Annotated in this window: 17 protein-coding genes and 1 riboswitch; of the genes, 9 read left to right on the forward strand and 8 right to left on the reverse strand. The window is 44.2% G+C overall.

The window, feature by feature from the left end; genetic code table 11:
* The first annotated feature begins 26 nt into the window (after nt 1-26).
* Together CYCME_RS01245 and CYCME_RS01250 are read left to right on the forward strand one after the other, a co-directional pair.
* Entirely contained in the window at nt 27-785 is a 759-nt protein-coding gene (locus CYCME_RS01245) for an SDR family NAD(P)-dependent oxidoreductase (RefSeq protein ID WP_015006974.1), read from the forward strand.
* Nucleotides 782-1,600: an SDR family NAD(P)-dependent oxidoreductase gene (locus tag CYCME_RS01250; protein WP_020931896.1), complete on the forward strand. Its 819-nt coding sequence runs from the start codon at nt 782-784 to the stop codon at nt 1,598-1,600. Before CYCME_RS01245 ends, CYCME_RS01250 begins: the two co-directional genes overlap by 4 nt.
* Before the next feature lie 118 nt (nt 1,601-1,718).
* On the opposite strand, the gene CYCME_RS01255 is transcribed toward CYCME_RS01250, so the two are convergent.
* Nucleotides 1,719-2,528 (reverse strand): DODA-type extradiol aromatic ring-opening family dioxygenase, encoded by an 810-nt coding sequence (locus CYCME_RS01255; RefSeq protein WP_020931897.1) that lies wholly within the window; start codon nt 2,526-2,528, stop codon nt 1,719-1,721.
* An 80-nt stretch (nt 2,529-2,608) separates the two neighbouring features.
* Here CYCME_RS01255 and CYCME_RS01260 point away from each other — a divergent pair, with 80 nt between their 5' ends.
* Entirely contained in the window at nt 2,609-3,169 is a 561-nt protein-coding gene (locus CYCME_RS01260) for a cytochrome b (protein WP_020931898.1), read from the forward strand.
* Between the two features lie 43 nt (nt 3,170-3,212).
* Here CYCME_RS01260 and CYCME_RS01265 read toward each other — a convergent pair whose 3' ends face one another.
* The 7 genes from CYCME_RS01265 to CYCME_RS01295 all read right to left on the reverse strand — a co-directional run bounded on the left by CYCME_RS01265 (nt 3,213) and on the right by CYCME_RS01295 (nt 8,955).
* Nucleotides 3,213-4,064 (reverse strand): 2-keto-4-pentenoate hydratase, encoded by an 852-nt coding sequence (locus CYCME_RS01265; protein WP_016390805.1) that lies wholly within the window; start codon nt 4,062-4,064, stop codon nt 3,213-3,215.
* Between the two features lie 5 nt (nt 4,065-4,069).
* On the reverse strand, nt 4,070-5,356 hold the full coding sequence (locus CYCME_RS01270; protein ID WP_020931899.1) for a M18 family aminopeptidase: 1,287 nt from the start codon (nt 5,354-5,356) through the stop codon (nt 4,070-4,072).
* Between the two features lies 1 nt (nt 5,357).
* Nucleotides 5,358-5,747: a peptide-methionine (R)-S-oxide reductase MsrB gene (gene msrB / locus CYCME_RS01275; RefSeq protein ID WP_016390807.1), complete on the reverse strand. Its 390-nt coding sequence runs from the start codon at nt 5,745-5,747 to the stop codon at nt 5,358-5,360.
* A gap of 54 nt (nt 5,748-5,801) precedes the next feature.
* Complete coding sequence (locus tag CYCME_RS01280; protein ID WP_020162745.1) at nt 5,802-6,707, reverse strand: phospholipase A; 906 nt, start codon at nt 6,705-6,707, stop codon at nt 5,802-5,804.
* Nucleotides 6,708-6,844: 137 nt separating this feature from the next.
* Nucleotides 6,845-7,759 carry an MBL fold metallo-hydrolase gene (locus CYCME_RS01285; RefSeq protein ID WP_015006966.1) on the reverse strand — a complete coding sequence of 305 codons (915 nt, stop codon included), beginning with the start codon at nt 7,757-7,759 and terminating at the stop codon, nt 6,845-6,847.
* A 24-nt stretch (nt 7,760-7,783) separates the two neighbouring features.
* Entirely contained in the window at nt 7,784-8,398 is a 615-nt protein-coding gene (locus CYCME_RS01290; protein ID WP_015006965.1) for a hypothetical protein, read from the reverse strand.
* On the reverse strand, nt 8,398-8,955 hold the full coding sequence (locus CYCME_RS01295; RefSeq protein WP_015006964.1) for a DUF4202 domain-containing protein: 558 nt from the start codon (nt 8,953-8,955) through the stop codon (nt 8,398-8,400). The genes CYCME_RS01290 and CYCME_RS01295 overlap by 1 nt, the downstream gene beginning before the upstream one ends.
* Before the next feature lie 114 nt (nt 8,956-9,069).
* Between CYCME_RS01295 and CYCME_RS01300 the strand changes: the two genes are divergently transcribed.
* From CYCME_RS01300 to CYCME_RS01325, 6 genes are all read left to right on the forward strand, one after another.
* Entirely contained in the window at nt 9,070-9,792 is a 723-nt protein-coding gene (locus CYCME_RS01300) for a methyltransferase family protein (RefSeq protein WP_015006963.1), read from the forward strand.
* A 72-nt stretch (nt 9,793-9,864) separates the two neighbouring features.
* Nucleotides 9,865-9,941, forward strand: a riboswitch (S-adenosyl-L-homocysteine riboswitch).
* Nucleotides 9,942-10,068: 127 nt separating this feature from the next.
* A complete protein-coding gene (gene metK / locus CYCME_RS01305) occupies nt 10,069-11,232 on the forward strand; it encodes a methionine adenosyltransferase (RefSeq protein WP_015006962.1) in 1,164 nt (387 codons plus the stop codon).
* Between the two features lie 40 nt (nt 11,233-11,272).
* Nucleotides 11,273-12,676 (forward strand): adenosylhomocysteinase, encoded by a 1,404-nt coding sequence (ahcY, locus tag CYCME_RS01310; RefSeq protein ID WP_015006961.1) that lies wholly within the window; start codon nt 11,273-11,275, stop codon nt 12,674-12,676.
* A gap of 2 nt (nt 12,677-12,678) precedes the next feature.
* Nucleotides 12,679-13,527, forward strand: coding sequence for a methylenetetrahydrofolate reductase [NAD(P)H] (gene metF, locus CYCME_RS01315; RefSeq protein ID WP_016390814.1), 849 nt, complete (start codon nt 12,679-12,681; stop codon nt 13,525-13,527).
* Nucleotides 13,524-13,820 carry a YcgL domain-containing protein gene (locus CYCME_RS01320; protein WP_015006959.1) on the forward strand — a complete coding sequence of 99 codons (297 nt, stop codon included), beginning with the start codon at nt 13,524-13,526 and terminating at the stop codon, nt 13,818-13,820. Before metF ends, CYCME_RS01320 begins: the two co-directional genes overlap by 4 nt.
* Nucleotides 13,821-13,822: 2 nt before the next feature.
* Complete coding sequence (locus CYCME_RS01325; RefSeq protein WP_020931900.1) at nt 13,823-14,554, forward strand: 16S rRNA (uracil(1498)-N(3))-methyltransferase; 732 nt, start codon at nt 13,823-13,825, stop codon at nt 14,552-14,554.
* The last annotated feature ends 207 nt before the right edge of the window (nt 14,555-14,761 follow it).

A 14,761-nucleotide genomic window follows, 5' to 3' on the forward strand; every position in this document is an offset into this window, starting at 1 on the left:
TAAAACTAATTAATTAAGGAGTCATAATGACAGCACGAATGGAAGGGCATAATGCCATAGTGACAGGTTCATCATCGGGAATGGGGCGTGCAACAGCACTTCGTTTAGCTTCAGAAGGGGCCAGTGTGTGTTTGGCAGATATTAATACAGAAGGCAATGCCGAAACGCTGGAATTAATTAAACAACAAGGTGGGCGTGCCATTGCACAATACTGTGACGTGTCAGATGAAACACTGGTAAAAGAAATGACCGCTTCGGCAGAAGCGGCTTTTGGTTCGGTCTCTATCTTATTTAATAATGCCGGTTTTGAAGACGGTGATGGCAATACCGATGAGTTGGACGTTGATGCTTGGGAAAAAGTGCAGTCGATTAATACACGAGGTGTATTTTTGGCCGCTAAATATGCACTTAAAAGTATGATAGCGGGTGGTAAAGGCGGCTCGATCACAACAACATCCTCTATTGGTGGGCTGATAGGTACACCCGGCGGCCTGCATTCTTACTGTGCTTCAAAAGGGGCGGTTATCTCATTAACTCGTTCATGGGCCGTCACGTATGCGAAGCATAAAATAAGAGCAAATGCTATTTGCCCCGGCCTTGTGTTAACCTCTATGGTTAAGAGAATTGGTCCAGAGTTTATAGAGGCAGCCTCTGGTATGACACCGTTAGGTCGGGGGGCGGAGCCAGAAGAAATTGCCAATTTAGTGGCGTTTCTTTCAAGTGAAGAATCACAGTTTATTACTGGGGCGATTATCCCCATTGATGGTGGGTATACGGCACAATGAGTCAATATCCAGCCTTCTCGTTAGATTTATTTCGCCTAGATGGGCAGATCGCGCTGGTTACTGGCGCGGGCTGCGGGTTAGGTAATGTATTTGCGCGCGCCTTGGCTTCAGCAGGCGCAACGGTCGTGTCGGCAGATATTAATTTGGCATCAGCGGAACAAACGGCTGAAGAAGTTCGCCTGTTGGGTGGTAAGGCTTTATCAGTTGAGGTTGATGTCAGTGATGTTGATTCAGTGGCGGCAATGAATAGGGCGGTACTTCAGGCATATGGCAGGCTAGATATTTTAGTGAATAATGCAGGTATCGCCAGTCCAGCAGATCGAATACATGAGATGCCAGTAGAAGACTGGGACCGTGTGAACGCGGTTAATACTCGGGGGGTATTTCTGTGTACTAAAGCAGTGCTTCCACAAATGATGGCACAAAAGAAAGGTTCTATTATTAATATTTCTTCGGTGGCTGGTTTAGCGGGTGTATCGAATGATTTATCTGCGGTGGCTGCTAATTACTCTGCTTCTAAAGGGGCGGTAGCAACGTTGAGCAAACAGATTGCTGTGGAGTATGGAAATGAGGGTATTCGTTGTAATGCGATAGCGCCAGGCTGGCATTTGGGTACGCAGCTAGGCCGTGAAGCATTGCCGTTAAGTGAGGCTGATATTGCTGCGATGGTAGAGAAACTGCACGGGTTAACGCCGTTGAATAGAACAGGCGACCCTGAGGAGTTGGCTGGTTTATTGGTGTACCTAGCTAGCGATGCGGCTTCTTTTATGACGGGGCAAGTGATTGCGCATGATGGTGGTTGGACGGCTTGGTAAATTTAATACGTCGATAATAAAAAAGGGCTGATGGCGCACCCCTTTTTAGTATTCTAATACAGCGCTTGTATTGTCTTGCTTGAGTTTTAGCGGCATTAAACGTGCGCTAATAGTTAGCTTAATCAAATTGATAGGCTGAAACGTTAACGCCCATAACATTGTCTTGGAATATGTTTTTGCCTTGGTTGTTTCCGCCCGCTCCAGCAACGACCATTAACGGCAGTAGGTGTTCTTCCCGTGGGTGTGCTTGTCGAGCGGAAGGTGCGTTGAGCCAGTTGCCAAGTCGCTTGTTTCGTTCGTCGGGTTTAGACTCACAGGTGTTTGTTAGCCAATGATCAAATGTAGCGGCATGATTACCAATATCTTGCCCCTGCATTAAGGTGTCCATATTGTGAAAGCTCATACCACTGCCGAGAATGAAAATATCTTGTTCTCTTAAAGACTGAAGTGCAGCGCCAACTTGAATATGGTAAACGGGGTCTAAGTTATGTTGTAAGGACACTTGAACAACAGGAATATCCGCATCTGGAAACATCACTTTTAAAGGCACAAAGGTGCCGTGATCATAGCCATGATCGGGGTCAAGTGCACAGTCAATATCTGCATTTTTTAAAAGCGCTTGTATTTGCTTAGCAAGCTCTGGCGAGCCTGGGGCAGGGTAAGTCAGTTCGTAAGTATGTGGTGGAAAACCGTAGTAATCAAAATATAGCGGCGGGTGAGGCTGCGAGTTGATCCTAATAACGTCTTCTTCCCAATGCGCAGAGATAACAATAATGGCTTTTGGTTTTCTCGGAAGAATTTTATGAAGATTTTGTAACCATCCTTTCATGGTGTCCCACGTATCTGCAGGGCCACGCGTCCAATCCATAAAAAAACAAGGGCCGCCTCCATGAGGGATGTAAATAGTTGGAAAAATTGGGTTGGACATAAGCCTTAAATAACTATTGAATTAGGTAAGATATGATATATCATCTAACGCTTAAGTAACTAAAAAAAGAGGGGGTTTAAATGAGTGATTCGAGAGTTAAGCTGTCGTGTGTATCCGTTGCGCTGCATTGGATTGTCGGCATTTCAATAATTATGTTGGTAGCCGTTGGTGTGTACATGACCGATTACAAGGTGTATGCCTTGTATCCTATCCATAAGTCGGTAGGAATGATTGTTTTTATCTTTATATTTGCACGTGTGGTCTGGCGCGTGAAACAAGGTTGGCCGGAGCCCGCAAGTACCTATAAATCATGGGAGCATGCACTGTCTAAACTGGTACATTGGACGCTTATTATTGCGACAGTAGTGATGCCTGTTTCAGGAATGTTAATGTCGGGTCTAGGCGGGCATGGGCTTTCTGTTTTCGGCTTAGAGCTCTTGGCTGCAACACCAAATCCTGATGAGGTTGGAAAAATGATCCCTATTAACGGGCCTATTGCAGGGGTGGCGCACGAGACACACGAAATTTCTGGTAAGTTAATGTTTGTAGCATTTCTTTTACATGTATCAGGTGCACTAAAGCACCACTTTATGGATAAAGATGGTACTTTGAAAAGAATGCTTGGTCAGCGCATAGACTAAACATCAAAAGGGCGGGAAACCGCCCTTTTTTATTTGTTTGATTTTATTTAAACAACACCGATACACTAACGTGCTGTTGATTTCCAAGTCCTGTATAGATGGCAGTTAAACGACCTTTTTTTATAGGTACTGGCGAAGTAAGGCTACCAAGTGATAAGTAAGCGCCTGGCTTTAGAGGGTAATTTAAAGCCAATAGACGATCTCTTAGCCAACGAATAACATTAACTGGGTTGCCCATCAGCGAGGAACAGGCGCCAGTTTTTAAATGGCTGCGGTCCTCTTCGTAGACAATGCCAACTTGACAGAGGTTTAGGTTTTCAATCAATTCCATTGGAATTGGTTCCCCCATTACTCCATAACGAGCGCCGGTATTAATCGCCATCAGCATGTCGGCTGTTAACGGTTTATCTGTTGAAAAAAGCCTATCGGGCACCTCGATAAAGGGAATAACTTGGTCAATAGAGGCGAGTATTTCTTGATCGGTTTTTGCGTTATTGATGGCGGAATCTTTGATTCGTACCAATAAGTCAGCTTCTGCAAACGGGTGAGTGGCGGCGCTTATGTTGATTACGGCCGGGCTTTCTAGCAACATTTTATTTAAAAATATGCCTAGCAACGGCTGCTCAATGCCCATTTTTTGTTGAATGTCCGGGTTTGTTATAGCCGCTTTGTACCCAGCGATGCCGCCCCAATTTTCCGATAAGGCATAGACAACGTGTTTTTGAATTTCTAGCGCCGTTTCTGTTGTCAGTCCGGGAATGGCATCCGCCTCAGTGTTATCAGTAAAGTGCTGATAAATATCCAACGCTGTACGTGGTACAAAGTTTTCTTGGCGCATAAAAAAGATAGCCACGGCGGCCACGGCAAAGATTAAAAAGGTAAATTTAAATTTCATAAGCTTTAACTGAAGAATTGAGTAAATACATGAGTGATGTCGTGATGGTCGGCGACCCCTGCGCTTTCGCGGATGCTATGCATTGCCCACATTGGGCAACCTACATCAACGGTTTGGATGCCTAGTTGTGCCGATGTCATGGGGCCAATAGTGCTGCCACAACCCAGATCGGTTCGGTGGGAATATTGCTGATAAGCGACTTTAGCCTGTTCGCACAAATGAATAAATCGAGATTGAGAGGCACTGTTTGAGGCATAGCGAATATTCGCATTTACTTTGATAACCGGACCCTGATTAACGAATACCTTGTGCTCAGGTTCATAAGCATTAGGGAAATTAGGCTGATAAGCGTGAGCCATATCGGCGCTAATCATAAAACTATTAGATAAAGCGCGTTTATAGTCCTCGGTAGATAGGCTTAGTGAGCCTGCAATGCGTTCGAGTACATCGGGTAAGAAGCTGCCATCGGCCCCTTTATGGCTGTTGCTACCTATTTCTTCATGGTCAAAAAATGCACAAATATTAAATTGTTGCGAATGCAGGGAGGCGTCAGATATTAACGCACTGAGACCAGCGTGACAGGAGGCTAAATTATCGAGTTGACTATTGGCGTAAAACTCATCATTCAAGCCGTAGAGGGAGCCTGCCTGCGTGTCGACAGCATGTAACTCCCAGGCAGAAATAGTATCACTATTGATGCCCAGCTCCGTTGCTAACAGCTCAACAAGAGCCGGTTGCTCATCATCAAGAGACAGCAATAAGGGCAGCTCAGTTTGTTTATTAAGCTTTAAGCCATCGGTATTAACCTGCGGATTCATGTGTATAGCAAGGTTCGGGAGGCGTAGAAAAGGCTTTTTAAAATGTACTAATTTGGAGAGTAAGGTGCCGTTTTGGTTGATATGTACGCGCCCTGCTAGACTTAAATCGCGGTCGGTAAAGGTGGCTAGCAATGGGCTACCATAAATCTCTACAGCTAAACGGTTGATACCGCTTTGTTGCTGGTCTGGTTTAGGTTTTACCCGTAACCCTGGTGAGTCAGTGTGGGCGCCGATCAGCCTAAACCCCTCTTGAGCAAGGTTATTTGAACCGACGGTAAAGGCGATGATGCTAGAGTCGTCTCGTTTGACGTAATAACGCCCATTCGGTTGTAATGCCCATGTATCACCCTCTAATAGTTCACTAAAACCTTTGTTATCTAGGATTTCTTTGCTCGTGTGAACAGCGTGCCAAGGGCTTGGGCTAGCATCGATATATTGCAGTAAGGCTTGGGCGTGTTGTTGGGCAGTTAACATGTTATTTCTTGGGGTCTAAATTGAGTGATGCGGAATTAATACAATAGCGTAAGCCTGTTGGTTGCGGACCATCTGGAAAGACGTGTCCAAGGTGGCTTTCACATTGAGCGCAGACCACTTCAATACGGACCATACCGTGACTTTCATCTCGGTTTTCTTTAATAGCATTTGATTGGATGGGCTTCCAAAAGCTTGGCCAGCCACTACCCGAGTTGTATTTGCTGTCGGACTCAAACAGAGGCGCGTCACAGCACTTGCAGAGATAGAGGCCCTCGGTTTTAGTGTCTACATAAATGCCAGAAAAAGCAGCTTCGGTGCCCTTTTGGCGGCAAATATTATATTCTTCTGCGGTTAATTTAGCTTTCCAGTCGTTGTCACAGTCTGTTTGCATGCGTTGACCCTTTGATGTTGATGAATAAATTATACCTGACAAAAAAGTGCTGGTTTATAACCAATCATTCAGTTGGATTCCAAAGCCTAGGCTATTGGTGTGGTTGTTATAGTCGAGAAGGCTCTCGCCGTAACCATTGAACCATTGCACATAGCCGCGAACATTATTATGTATCGGGAAGCTCCAGCCTAGTTCGATAGCACCTTTATTGCTGCTTGTTTTGAGGTTATTTCTGAATAGAAGTGAAAAGCTATGTTGTTGTTTTTTATACACGCCCCTTAATTCAAAGTGACCTAAAAAGTCGTCAATATCATGGTTGTCATCTTGTGATTCACTTTCAGGAATACGGTACCAGGGTTTAAATGACAGGTAGATGTCGCCCTTTTCTAGGATAAAGTCTGTATAGAGGCGGTTCCAGCTTCTTGATAATAAGCCTGATTGGCCATTCGATTGATGGGTGAACCCCGTCAAAATGGCAGAGTTGCGGAACCCTAAAATTGTATAGTCGGTGTCGAACGAAAGCCATGTTTCAGCTTCATGATTGGTGTCACGAAAGGGGGAAGAGTGAGTTTTATTGAACTGCTGCCAGAAAGACCGGTTGGTGTATGCGGCATATAAATCCCCTTGCCCAAAGATAAGGTTTCGAGCGATGGGCAGTTTCATGCTGATTTGAAACTTTGTTTCTAGGTGCTGAAGATCTGGGTTAACGTCTGGGTAAGCGGCTTCAAATGGTGTTGTGCTAGGATCGCTGGTGTTATAGCTGGCAATAATGTAATTAGGTTTATGTGGCAGCAAAGAAAAAGCATTCCAACTGGCAGTTTTTTCTTGCAGTTGGCGACGCTTTAATGCAGAAAAATGCTCCTCCTCTGAAGCCATTGTGTCTTGGCATTGCTGTTTCAGTTCGCCCACGGTCATAGTGTTTTCTGCCGTATTGAGTAAATTGGACAAGCAAGTTGTCATCGGATTGTCTTCGGCAGCAAATAGCGGGGTACAGAATAAAGTCAGTACGGTAAGAAGTTTTTTCATAGTCATGATTTGGGTAATAAAAAAGCAGCTGAAAAAAAGGTCAGCCGCTTTTTTTGTATTGTGAGGGTAGTTTATTGCTGTTTGGGTAGGCTCTTAAAGATTATTTTAATCCAGTTCTCTTCGTTGATAAAACCACCACCCCAAGCGGCCCATTTGCTAGGTAATCCGGCCAGTTGGATTTGATCAAGTGTTTTACCTGAAGCGGCTTGCTGCTTAACGAACTGTGTTGTATCGGTTAGCATTGCGTAATAGTTTTTTAGCCCGTTCACATCCGATAGTTCGCCATGGCCTGGGATAACAAGCGTATCTTCAGGTAATGACTCAATTATTTCGCCGATATTGTGTGTCAAGGTAAAGGCATTGCCTCCGGTGTCTAAGTCTACAAAAGGGAAAAAACCATTAAAAAAATGATCACCTAAGTGAGCAACATTGCTTTTTGGAAAATAGACGACAGCATCACTATCAGTGTGACCATGTGCATGGTGGATAAATTGAATTTCCTCATTATTAAAATGAATGTTAATGGCTTGTTCAAAGGTGATGATGGGCCACGCTTCTTTTGGTGAGGCCGGTGACTTCCCAAAGAAGTTTTCTTGGTCAGTCATTAAACGTTTCCTGGTATTCGTATGCGAAATAATGGTCGCATCTTTTGAAAAATAAGCGTTATTACCAGAATGGTCACCGTGCCAGTGAGTATTAAGAATAAAGCGCAGCTGACCTTTGCTGATATCGTTTAGTGCGGCATCAATTTTTTTGGACATTGGCCCCAGTTGGTCATCGACCAATAAAAGGCCATCTGGGCCAGCCGATACGCCAATATTACCGCCGGCAAAGCCTCCAGCTCCTTCAAGCATATAAATATTACCGCGTACATGCGTTGTTTTAAGTGTGATGTTTGAAAAGACGTCTTCTGTAGATCCTGCATAAGATTGGCTAAAAAGAAATGCAGAAAGGAAGAATAAAAAAATCTTGTTGCCTACGTTCATTTATTGTCTCCGAGATTTTTTGTTTTATGAGTCATCATCCGGTGTTGGATGCCACCCAGAATACCATAAGTCAATAGGGATTATTTCAGGCTTGATACCATTTTTATGGAACCACGAATCAACAGCAAACCGTTTGCCAGAGTCTAGCTGCTCGATGACCGCAGATGTATGCGGCCAACCGTTTAGGAAGAAACCGCGGTTAATACGATAGCCTTCTTTATGAAAGCGCATTAGCCCGCGCTCACGAAAGAGTCTTAGGTATAAAGTTGTGTTTGTGGCCTCATCAACGCAGTCCATTTGATGGCTACGGTCTTGAAAAAAAGCGGCGAACGTACCCGGCAAGTCGTCTTGAGTGTGTGTTATCTCACCAATAAACGTTTCCATTTGAGCAATGGCCAGTGATAGTTGCTGGCGTTCTATTTTAGCTGATGCTGCTTTAGGTGAAAAAAGTTGCTCAATGGTGAACCATTGAGCGTCGTCGAGTGTTACAGTCTGAACTGTTTTGCAACCATAGCCATAACACACCTCAAAGGCGTCAGCGGGTACTGTCACCAGTTCTTTTTTTGGCAAGGCGCAACCGGCCAGTAGGGTTAAAAAGCCAAGCCCGATAATAAAAGAGGTAAGCGCAGGTTTGTGCATTAAGCCAATGCCTTAGCGACTAATTTTTCTAAATGAGGCGGTAAGGTTAAGGCTAACGCCGCTTGGCGGCCCTTATCCGACATTTTCCCCCAAGTTTTTTGCACAATGTCAATTATTTTTTCTTCACTATGTTTGTTGGCAAAGGCATCGAAATAATGGTTTAAAAAAACCAAGCAAGACACGTCTTCCAATGTTTGTGCCTCAGGGTCAGATTTAAGCCTCTTTTTTTGAATAATACTGTTTGCTCGTTCAATGTCGGCGTCGTCATAGCCACTTTCTTGCATCGCGTCGACTAAAATTTTTGCATGTAATTTCGCCAGCTCTGTGCGCCACGTTAAATAGCCCGTTAAACCGGCAGGGTAATCTTTTCGAGCTAGTTTCCAACGACACACATGCTGGGCATAGCAAGCTAAGGTGAGAGCGTCAGATGCGTTTGGTTCAAAAGCCTGAAGGGTTTTTAGCATGCGTTGTGAATATAGCGCTTCTGTGCCGTTTGTTGGGTCGTTAGCATTAGCGAGGTCAATACGTTGCAGTGTTTGTTGTAATTTAGTTGTCATAGTGTGTTGAGTTGCTGTTTGGTGGAGTTAGCGTAGGTGCCGATCGTAGGCGTGTATTCTTACTTCTCATAAAGGTAATATAGCAAGAAAATTCAATTTAAATGGGAGAAGCTGATGAGATCTTGGGTGATGCTATATGGGGTGGTTAGTTATGCTCTATTTTGTGCGGTCTTTGTCTATTTTATAGGGTTTGTTGGCGGCTTAGGTGTCTCGAAGAGTCTCGCAACACAGTCGACAGAATACTCCCCTTATGCCTTAGTGGTGAATATTGGCTTACTACTCATATGGGGAGTGCAACACAGTGTTATGGCGCGTGGCTGGTTTAAAGACATGATATCGTCAATGGTGCCGCATCAAGTAGAGAGAAGCACCTATGTATTGGCTTCAAGCCTTGTGTTGGCGATGCTTATGATTTGTTGGCAGCCAATGAATGGCATTGTCTGGCAAATAACAAACAAAGCTGCCATAACACTAGTGTGGTCGGTGTTTGCTTTGGGTTGGGTGGTGGCTCTTCTTTCAACATTTTTAACCAACCATTTTGATCTATTTGGCTTGCGTCAAACGTGGTTGTTTTTTGTTAATAAAACATACACTCAGGTTAAATTTAAAGAGCGTTTATTTTATCAATGGGTTCGTCACCCAATGATGTTAGGTTTGTTAGTAGTATTTTGGTCCTTACCAACGATGACTATTGGGAATATCGTGTTCTCAATTGGCATGTCAGCCTACATTTTTATTGGGATTTACTATGAAGAAAAAGATCTGGCTAGAACCTTGGGTCGGTCTTACACAGATTACCAGCAAAGAACAGCGAGAATTCTGCCAACAATTTATTAGCAAAGGTGGTTTAAGGGCATTGCTAAGCTAAGCCCTTGAAATTTTTAATATATGATCTAAAATAGCTTCACCTTGAATAAGGAACGCTGCGACAGGATCTTCCTGCTAGGCTTATTCAAGCAGTCAAATTTTAACTGCGTTCATTATTAACAGGAAACTGAAATAATGAGCATGGTGTCTAGATAAAACGGTGAGTTTTTATCATCTGCCTAACTGGCAACATCCATATAGCCCAACTTTTAGTGCCTATTTTTAAACCGAAGAGGCGAGTTTACTATGAGCAAGAATTTTATTTTTACATCTGAGTCGGTATCTGAAGGACACCCAGACAAAGTAGCTGACCAAGTGTCAGATGCGATGTTAGATGCCTTATTAGAACAAGATGCCTCATCGAGAGTCGCCGTTGAAACAATGGTTAAGACCGGAATGGTGATTTTAGCCGGTGAAGTAACGACAAATGCATGGGTCGATACCGAAGAGCTAGTACGTCAAGTCGTTAAAGATATTGGTTACGACAAACCAGAAATAGGCTTTGATTGGCAAAGTTGTGCGGTGCTAAATGCAATCGGTAAGCAGTCTCACGATATTGCTATTGGTGTGGATGAAAGCGAAGAGCATGAGCAAGGCGCTGGTGACCAAGGGCTGATGTTTGGTTATGCCTGTGATGAAACTGATGTTTTAATGCCGGCACCGGTCACCTATTCTCACCGATTGGTACAGCGCCAAGCAGAGGTGCGTAAGAATGGCGTATTACCGTGGCTGCGCCCTGATGCGAAAAGCCAGCTGACCCTGCGTTATGAAAACAATAAACCAGTGGGTGTAGAAGCGATCGTGTTATCGACACAGCATGCACCCGAGATCAGTTTGGCCAATTTACGCGAAGCGGTGATTGAAGAAATTATTAAACCGGTATTGCCAGATGCGTGGTTTGCCAGTTGTTTGTCTGAAAATATTCATATTAACCCGACAGGCCAATTTATTATTGGTGGCCCTGTGGGGGACTGCGGCTTAACAGGTCGTAAAATTATTGTAGATACCTATGGTGGCATGGCACGCCATGGCGGCGGCGCATTTTCTGGAAAAGATCCTAGTAAAGTAGACCGATCTGCTGCTTATATGTGTCGATATGTTGCTAAAAACATTGTTGCAGCGGGTTTGGCGAAACGTTGTGAAATACAAGTTTCGTATGCGATTGGGGTCGCCAAGCCAACATCCATTGCGGTTGAAACATTTGGTACTGGGCTTATCGACAACGACAAAATAGCTGTACTGATCGGCGAACATTTTGATTTGCGCCCGAAAGGCTTAATTGCAGAATTGGACTTATTGCGTCCGATTTATCGTCCAACCGCAGCCTATGGACACTTTGGCCGTGAATTACCCGAATTTACTTGGGAGCGCACAGATAAAGCCGAGCTATTAAGAGATGCGGCTAAATAGTTAGGCGCACCGACACACAACAATTTAGAGAGATAAAAAAATGAGTTTTACAGATTATAAAGTAGCTGATATGTCATTGGCTGAATGGGGTCATAAAGAAATAGCCATTGCTGAAAGCGAAATGCCGGGTTTAATGGCCTTACAAGAAGAGTTTGGTGAGAGTAAGCCATTAGCAGGTGCGCGCGTTGCAGGCAGTTTACACATGACCATACAAACGGCGGTACTGATCAAAACCTTAGTGGCTTTAGGGGCTGAGGTTCGTTGGTGCTCTTGTAATATTTTTTCTACACAAGATCACGCAGCAGCGGCGATTGCCGATCTTAATATTCCAGTGTTTGCTTGGAAAGGCGAAACGATTGAAGAATATTGGTGGTGCACAGAACAGATGATGACTTGGCCAGAGGGGCAAGAAGCAAATATGATTCTTGATGACGGTGGTGATGCGACCTTGCTACTGCATAAAGGCGTTGAGTTTGAAAAAGCAGGCGCTGTACCGGATGCAAAAGAGGGCGATAATGAAGAGTGGATCGCCATTCTTGATGTCTTACGTCGCAATTTGCCGGTAGCACCGACTAGATGGCAAAACATGGCCAGCAGTATCAAAGGTGTGACAGAAGAAACGACAACGGGCGTACATCGTTTATACCAAATGCAAGAATCAGGTGAGTTGCTTTTTCCAGCAATGAACGTGAATGATTCTGTGACGAAAAGTAAATTTGATAACCTGTATGGTTGTCGTGAATCATTATTAGATGGGATTAAACGTGCAACAGACGTCATGATAGCTGGCAAAATTGCGGTTGTTATTGGTTATGGTGATGTCGGTAAGGGCTGTGCTCAAGCCTTCAAAGGCATGGGTGCAAGTGTGTGGGTGACCGAGGTTGACCCTATTTGTGCATTACAAGCAGCGATGGAAGGTTATCGCGTTGTACGAATGGACGATGTGGCCGACCAAGGTGATATCTTTGTGACAACAACGGGTAACTTGGGTGTAATTAATCACGACCATATGCTGGCGATGAAAAATGAAGCGATTGTTTGTAATATTGGTCACTTTGATTCTGAAATAGATATTGCGTCGCTTGAAAAATACGAGTGGGAAGAAGTAAAGCCACAAGTGGATCACGTCATTTTCCCCGATGGCAAGAGAATTACGCTGTTAGCAAAAGGCCGTTTGGTTAATCTTGGCTGTGCAACAGGACATCCAAGTTTTGTGATGTCGGCATCATTTACCAACCAAGTCATGGCGCAAATTGAGTTTTTCTCAAATGGAGATAACTACAAAAATGAAGTCTATGTGTTACCTAAAACCTTAGATGAAAAAGTAGCGCGTTTGCACCTAGAGAAAATTGGCGTAAATTTAACCGAGCTTACGCAAGAGCAAGCTGACTATATTAATGTCCCTGTTGAAGGACCGTATAAACCACATCACTACCGTTACTAACTATGAGTTTAGAGTCATATCAAAAAATTAGCTTTGAATTCTTCCCACCAAAAACCGAAGAAGGGCGAGTTAAGCTGTTAAACGTCAGTAAAGAGTTGGGCCAACTTGACCCAGCATATTTTTCTGTCACCTTTGGCGCAGGAGGTAGTACTCAACAAGGTACCATTGATACCGTGCTGGATATTAAAAAGCAAGGTTTCTCAGCGGCACCACATTTGTCTTGTGTGGGGTCTACAAAAGCAAGCATCCGTAAAATTTTATCAAATTATAAGGATAACGGCGTAGACCGCATTGTTGCCTTACGTGGGGACATCCCATCAGGCACCTTGGATATTGGTGAATTTCGCTATGCCAATGAGCTAGTGGCTTTTATTCGTGAAGAAACAGGTGACCACTTCCATATTGAAGTGGCCGCTTATCCCGAAGTTCATCCGCAAGCTGCGAATGCTCAAACAGACTTAGCTAACTTTAAACAAAAAGTAGAAGCAGGCGCAGATAGTGCCATTACACAATACTTTTTTAATTTTGAGGCGTATGTCCGGTTTGTTGAAGATTGCGACAAAATGGCTATAAATGTACCGATTGTGCCGGGCATTATGCCAATAACAAACTATTCACAGTTGGCGAGATTTTCTGATATGTGCGGTGCTGAAATCCCCCGTTGGATACGTAAACGCCTAGAAGGCTTTGCCGATGACCGCGAATCGATTAAAGCATTTGGAACAGATGTGGTCAGTGAGTTAAGTCAAACATTGCTTGACTATGGTTGCCCGGGACTGCATTTTTACAGCATGAATCAGGCAGAAGCGAGTTTGGCTATTTGCCGCAATTTAGGGATCAGCGCGAAATGAGTCGTGTAAAAGAAATATCCTGTGCCATTTACAAAACGGCTAAGCGTGATGGTTTATATTTATATGTCAAAGAGCAGGATGATTTTTCAGATGTTCCTGTTGAAGTGATGCAGCAATTTCCAGTGCCTGAGCATGTGTTTGATTTAGAATTATCTGCGGAGCGTTCATTAGCACGAGAAGATGTATTGGTCGTGATGAAGAACCTTGAAACGCAGGGTTTTCACTTGCAAATGCCGCCTAAAAATGAAGACCCGATCGATACCATAACATTACCGGATAGTTTGCACGGCTAGCGATGCGTATTTCACGCCTTTTTGTTGAGCAAGATTTAGTCGAAGGAGCCGCTGTAACACTCGAAGCAGATGCGGCGCATTATTTACGCAATGTATTGCGTTTAAAGAAAGGCTTTCAGTTAACAGTGTTTAATGGCCAGGGCGGCGAATATGCCGCCACGGTTCAAGAGGTCCATCGTAAAGCGGTGGTGCTAGAACTGGGTGCTTGGCGAAATGTAGAATTAGAGTCGCCGCTTCAGATTGAATTGGGCCTGAGTGTTTCCCGTGGTGAACGGATGGATGTGGCAATTCAAAAAGCGACAGAACTGGGCGTGGCGGTTATTACCCCCGTTATTACGCAACACTGTGTTGTTAAACTCACCGAAGAACGTCGTTTGCAGCGCCATCAACATTGGCAAAACATTGTCTATCGGGCTTGTGAGCAGTGTGGTCGAAATAAGCCACCGATCTTAAATGTAACGATGGACTTAGCGCAGTGGCTAAATACAGAGTTGGCGGCAAGCCGTATTATATTTGAGCCGGGTAAGGCAGATACGTTAAGAGATTATCCAAAACCAAATGATGCGGTAGCCGTGCTGATTGGGCCAGAAGGCGGTTTTTCAGAACAAGAAGTGTTGGATGCGCAAGAGGTAAATTTTTCGGCCTTGGGTTTTGGGCCAAGGGTTGTCCGTAACGAAACAGCAGCGATTGCTTCCATTGCAGCGATGCAAGTTCTCTGGGGAGATATGGGGTAGGTTTGCATTTTTGCTGCCGCTAGGGTGTTCATTTCTTTTTGCGACAAAAAGAAACAGAACCAAAGAAAAGGTCGCCCAAATCGCAGTAATGAATTATTTTCGGGTTCGCGCTAAACTCGCTATGCTCAGACAACGCGCTCTCTTATCCGAAAAGAAATAATTCCTAGCGCGATAAAAGGGTACCAAAGTCAAAAGTGAGTGATTTTG

It is taken from the genome of Cycloclasticus zancles 78-ME, assembly GCF_000442595.1.
Classification (GTDB): Bacteria; Pseudomonadota; Gammaproteobacteria; order Methylococcales; family Cycloclasticaceae; genus Cycloclasticus; species Cycloclasticus pugetii.

Coding starts and splice junctions, on each gene's coding strand:
- CYCME_RS01250 (WP_020931896.1), top strand. CDS start 782: ATGAGTCAATATCCAGCCTTCTCGTTAGATTTATTTCGCCTAGATGGG.
- CYCME_RS01270 (WP_020931899.1), bottom strand. CDS start 5,356: ATGTTAACTGCCCAACAACACGCCCAAGCCTTACTGCAATATATCGAT.
- CYCME_RS01295 (WP_015006964.1), bottom strand. CDS start 8,955: ATGACAACTAAATTACAACAAACACTGCAACGTATTGACCTCGCTAAT.
- CYCME_RS01280 (WP_020162745.1), bottom strand. CDS start 6,707: ATGACAACTTGCTTGTCCAATTTACTCAATACGGCAGAAAACACTATG.
- CYCME_RS01300 (WP_015006963.1), top strand. CDS start 9,070: ATGAGATCTTGGGTGATGCTATATGGGGTGGTTAGTTATGCTCTATTT.
- CYCME_RS01285 (WP_015006966.1), bottom strand. CDS start 7,759: ATGAACGTAGGCAACAAGATTTTTTTATTCTTCCTTTCTGCATTTCTT.
- CYCME_RS01290 (WP_015006965.1), bottom strand. CDS start 8,398: ATGCACAAACCTGCGCTTACCTCTTTTATTATCGGGCTTGGCTTTTTA.
- CYCME_RS01245 (WP_015006974.1), top strand. CDS start 27: ATGACAGCACGAATGGAAGGGCATAATGCCATAGTGACAGGTTCATCA.
- CYCME_RS01255 (WP_020931897.1), bottom strand. CDS start 2,528: ATGTCCAACCCAATTTTTCCAACTATTTACATCCCTCATGGAGGCGGC.
- CYCME_RS01265 (WP_016390805.1), bottom strand. CDS start 4,064: ATGAAATTTAAATTTACCTTTTTAATCTTTGCCGTGGCCGCCGTGGCT.
- msrB (WP_016390807.1), bottom strand. CDS start 5,747: ATGCAAACAGACTGTGACAACGACTGGAAAGCTAAATTAACCGCAGAA.
- CYCME_RS01320 (WP_015006959.1), top strand. CDS start 13,524: ATGAGTCGTGTAAAAGAAATATCCTGTGCCATTTACAAAACGGCTAAG.
- CYCME_RS01325 (WP_020931900.1), top strand. CDS start 13,823: ATGCGTATTTCACGCCTTTTTGTTGAGCAAGATTTAGTCGAAGGAGCC.
- metF (WP_016390814.1), top strand. CDS start 12,679: ATGAGTTTAGAGTCATATCAAAAAATTAGCTTTGAATTCTTCCCACCA.
- metK (WP_015006962.1), top strand. CDS start 10,069: ATGAGCAAGAATTTTATTTTTACATCTGAGTCGGTATCTGAAGGACAC.
- CYCME_RS01260 (WP_020931898.1), top strand. CDS start 2,609: ATGAGTGATTCGAGAGTTAAGCTGTCGTGTGTATCCGTTGCGCTGCAT.
- ahcY (WP_015006961.1), top strand. CDS start 11,273: ATGAGTTTTACAGATTATAAAGTAGCTGATATGTCATTGGCTGAATGG.